5 protein-coding genes are annotated in these 4317 nt (G+C 31.7%); 1 reads left to right on the top strand and 4 read right to left on the bottom strand.

Features of this window, described 5'->3' with window-relative positions:
- Positions 1-127 precede the first annotated feature (127 nt).
- From P8H68_RS09355 to P8H68_RS09340, 4 genes are read right to left on the bottom strand one after another with little or no spacing between them, the layout of a single operon-like run.
- A complete protein-coding gene (locus P8H68_RS09355) occupies positions 128-655 on the bottom strand; it encodes a hypothetical protein (protein WP_300323967.1) in 528 nt (175 codons plus the stop codon).
- Between the two features lie 56 nt (positions 656-711).
- Positions 712-1794, bottom strand: a complete 1083-nt coding sequence (locus P8H68_RS09350; protein WP_300323926.1) for a diphosphomevalonate decarboxylase — start codon at positions 1792-1794, stop codon at positions 712-714.
- 35 nt (positions 1795-1829) lie between these two features.
- Positions 1830-2543, bottom strand: coding sequence for a LytTR family DNA-binding domain-containing protein (locus tag P8H68_RS09345; RefSeq protein WP_300323923.1), 714 nt, complete (start codon positions 2541-2543; stop codon positions 1830-1832).
- 6 nt (positions 2544-2549) lie between these two features.
- Positions 2550-3488: a histidine kinase gene (locus P8H68_RS09340; RefSeq protein WP_300323920.1), complete on the bottom strand. Its 939-nt coding sequence runs from the start codon at positions 3486-3488 to the stop codon at positions 2550-2552.
- A 335-nt stretch (positions 3489-3823) separates the two neighbouring features.
- On the opposite strand from P8H68_RS09340, the gene P8H68_RS09335 reads away from it, so the two are divergent.
- A complete protein-coding gene (locus P8H68_RS09335; RefSeq protein ID WP_300323917.1) occupies positions 3824-4180 on the top strand; it encodes a MotA/TolQ/ExbB proton channel family protein in 357 nt (118 codons plus the stop codon).
- The last annotated feature ends 137 nt before the right edge of the window (positions 4181-4317 follow it).

Below are 4317 nucleotides of genomic sequence, written 5' to 3'. Positions count from 1 at the left end.
AAAGGTCCTTTCATACAAGTTCATATTTAGTCATAGCGTTGCAAAGATAAGGAAAATATTAAACTTTAATCTTTTCTATATCAGTCTAGTTGACGCATTACTAAAAACAAACTTCCAGATCTGTAATTTACTCTTGTGAAGTTCCGTTGTAATAATACACCTTCCAAACTCCTACTCGAACTCCATCGTGATATTGACCCTGCTCTTTCAATTTACGGTTTGGATAATACACTTTCCACTCTCCATTACGCTCATTATTGGTATACGCACCAGATTCTTTCAAAACACCATCTTCATAATATACTTTACTAGGCCCTGTAAGAACTCCAAAATTATACGTTTTTACACTTTTTAATCGTCCTGAGTTATAATAAATTTTATGCGATCCATAAGGTGAACCATTTCTAAACAAGATTCGTTCACTAATATAAACACCCTCATTATAATAAACGACCTCACCTTCAAACTTATCAGATTTTTCTTCCAAGGAAATCCCTTTTTTAATCTTTAGACCGTCTTTGGTATAATCTACAAAATGATAGGAGTCTTTAAATCGGACTTCTTTGTGTTCTGACAATCTATAATAGGTTGCAGAATCCTTTAATTGCACTTTCCAATCAGCATCAAACCAAATGGTATCCTTTTGTGAAAACACAACACTCGTTATTAAAAAAAACAACAAATAAACTACTCCCCTAAGCTTCATAACTTTTACAATTCTTTAGCACCAAATCCAACTTCATCGTGGATATAGTGACCATTTTGACAAAAACCGGCAAGTTCATTTGCAATAAATTCTTGTACTGTTTCTTTTTCTGAAATGGGGTATAACACATGTACATTGGCACCTGCATCCAACGTAAAACAAATATTAGAATTATTTTCTTCTCGGTAATTCCATATTTCCTGAATGATTTCCAAAGTTTTTGGTTTCATCAAAATAAAATAAGGCTGACTCGTCATCATCATTGCATGCAGTGTAAGTGCTTCACTCTCTACCAATGCAACAAACTCTGAAATAGCACCTTTTTCTAAAATAGTTTTCATTTTAGAAATATTATCATAAGCCTGAGCAAACCTATTTTTCGCAAAAGGATGCCCGTGCATTAAATCATGACCAACCGTACTGCTCACTTGTTTCTCTCCTTTATCAACCAACAAAACGGTGTCTTGATAATTTTTAAAGATAGGTGCTACAGTTGAAGAAAATGGCACTCCAAATAAATCTGAACTTCCTTCAATCTCTGAATGCTCTCCCCAAACGACCAACTCACCTTTGACGCTTCTACAAGCACTACCAGAACCTAATCGGGCTAAAAAAGAAGCCTTTTTATAAAAATACTCTTCAGAAATAGTTGGGTTTAATTGTTTCTCTAGTTGCATCAAACACATAGAAATAGCAGACATACCACTAGCTGAAGATGCAATACCGCTACTATGAGGGAAGGAGTTCTCTGAACTTATTACAAAATTATAATCTTTGATAAATGGAACATAGCTTACGATACGCTCAAAGAATTTTTGGATTTTTGGCTGAAAGGAAGGTTTTTCTTCTCCTTCAAAAATAATTTTAAAACAAAACGCATCATCTTGTTCTTCCTTTTTAACAAAAGACAAACTGGTATTGGTATGACAATTATTTAAGGTAAAACTTATAGATGGATTTTCTGGCAACTGAGGATCTCTTTTTCCCCAATATTTAACCAAAGCAATATTACTAGGTGTCTGCCAAGTAGTCTTTCCACTTTTCACATCATTTCGGCTTGCAATAGCAATAAAATCGTTTGTAGTCAAATCTTATAATTTTTCAGCAAAGATACTTGTTTTACTCAAATAGACTCCAATCTAGACAACACATCTTTTCGATAAGACCGACTAATGGGAATTGCAACTTTTGGCAACTCTACAAACTCACTAGTAAAAGATTCTATTTTATCAATTGAAACCACAAAAGAACGGTGACACCTCATAAACATTTCATAAGGCAATCGAGCTTCAATGCTAGAAATCGTTTCTCTAGTAACAACCGTTTTACTGGGTAAAACAATTTTAATATAATCACTTAAACTTTCAACAAAACAAATGTCAGTAAATTTTATTTTTATCATTTTCCTATCCGACTTTACAAAGAAAAAATCTGACACCAATGAAGCTTGCTCCATTGATTTTTGCTCAACAATTTCTTTTACTATGCCAAGATATTTATACACCGCCTGCTGCAAACGATCAAAAGAAATAGGTTTTAACAAGTAATCAATCGCCTGCAAATCAAAACCATCAACCGCATACTCTCTATGTGCTGTAGTAAAAATTATTCTTATCTCTTTATTGATTGATTTCGCAAAGGACAGTCCAGAAATTTCTGGCATATGTACATCCAAAAAAACAAGATCTATCTTATTTGACGCTATGCAATTAAAAGCTTCAATCGCATTTTTACAAGTTCCAACAATTTCTACAGACTCCATTTTGGATAAAAAATCTTCTAAAATTTTTCTAGCCATGGGCTCATCATCAACAATCAAACACCTCGTTTTTTTCATCTTGCTTCAATTATTCAAATGTGATATACTTAAACTTACACAGAATTTATCTCCTTTCGCATCAATACCTAACTGATAAGTATCAGGATATAACAAATCTAACCTTTTTCTAAAATTATCTAAACCGATTCCTTTTGCACCATTATAATCATCAGCTTCTGAAAGGAAGTTATTTTCAATTTCAAACTTAAAACTATCAAAATCACATTTGATATCAATATCAACACTCAACATGCCTTTAACTAAAACACCATGTTTAAAAGCATTCTCTACAAATGGAATTAACAACATAGGAGCTACTTCTAATCTTTTTGCAATAGGTGTGCAACTGAAATTCACAGTCAAAGAATCCTGAAATCTTACCTCTTCTAAACTTATATATTCTTTTATATGTTCTACCTCATCATACAAAGCAACTTTCGGCTTTGTCACTTGATATAAAATATAGTCCAGTAAATTAGATAATTTTAAAATGAGCTCAGGAGTCTCTTTAGAATTATTCAGAGCAAAACCATAAATTGTATTGAGTGTGTTAAATAAAAAATGTGGATGAATTTGCTTTTTCAAATACATTAATTCCTGCTCTTTAACCTGCAATTGAGTTTCTAATATTTTTTGTTGTAAATCTTTAAACTTTTCCATGGATTCATAATTCATTTTTAATAAGTGAAACGCAGCTACAACAATCACTATCAAGTACACACTTAAAAGTATATAAGACAAACTCCAGCCTAAAGGTGGTATCTCCATTATTTGAAGATCTGTTAAGTATACATACCCTGCAAGCATTACAAAAACAATAGCATATGCTGCCAAAACCACAGAATACAAAGCGTGTAAAATAAACTTACCATACTTCTTTTCAACTAAATATTTTGGTATCAAAAAACAAGTCACAAAATAGGTTGCCCCCATGGTAATTGGAATAAGAGCCAATGAAAACAAAAAAATATAAGAATTATTCCCTGATTTAAAACTATAGAAATAAACATAAAAAAGCCATACTAAGACCCAAAAAACTATATGTCTTAGACTCTTTTTTATATGATACCAATTTTGCCTTAAATTCATTACAACAAGAAAAGATAAATTATTTACATTACATAATATTTGAGATAGATGACAATTTTTGAAAGGGATTTAACCAAATTACAGTTAAAAAAAACAAAACCTGAAGGGAAGCTGACATATCCCGTGGCAAATACTCCATTCGTCGCAAAATAAAAATTGCAACTTATATCTAAGGTACTTTTACTGAGTATAATATTAAAAATATAATTATGAAATTTTTGAACGACGGAGGTCCACTTTTTATGTACTCACTTTTACTACTATTAGCCGTGATTGTTTTTCTATTGATTAAAGTTTTTATCTCTAAAACAACCTCACCTAAATCAACACAATTAATCAACTCCATTGGTTTGTTTACCTTAACCTTTGGAATCTTAGGACAAATCATTGGATTGCTAAGTGCATTTAGCTACATGCAACAAACACCTGTATCACAACAAGTTATTGCTGCAGGTTTAAAAATCAGCTTTTACCCGACAGTTTTTGGAATCTTTATTTTTTTAATTTCAAAACTTGGGTTAATTGCTTTTACCTGGTCACAAAAAGATGAAGCTAGTAAAAGTTAGTATCTATTTTTTTTAGAACTCGACTTTTGAATACCTTTTTAGCTATTTTTGTTTTCAACAATTACTAAAAAGGTATTTATTTTGAATAGAAAACTAAAACTCATTTGGGATTTCAAAGGCCCATCTGGACTAGGAAC

The sequence above is a fragment of the Flavicella sp. genome (assembly GCF_029238425.1).
Taxonomy (GTDB): domain Bacteria; phylum Bacteroidota; class Bacteroidia; order Flavobacteriales; family Flavobacteriaceae; genus Flavicella.
This window is presented reverse-complemented; position numbering and strand designations above follow the sequence as displayed.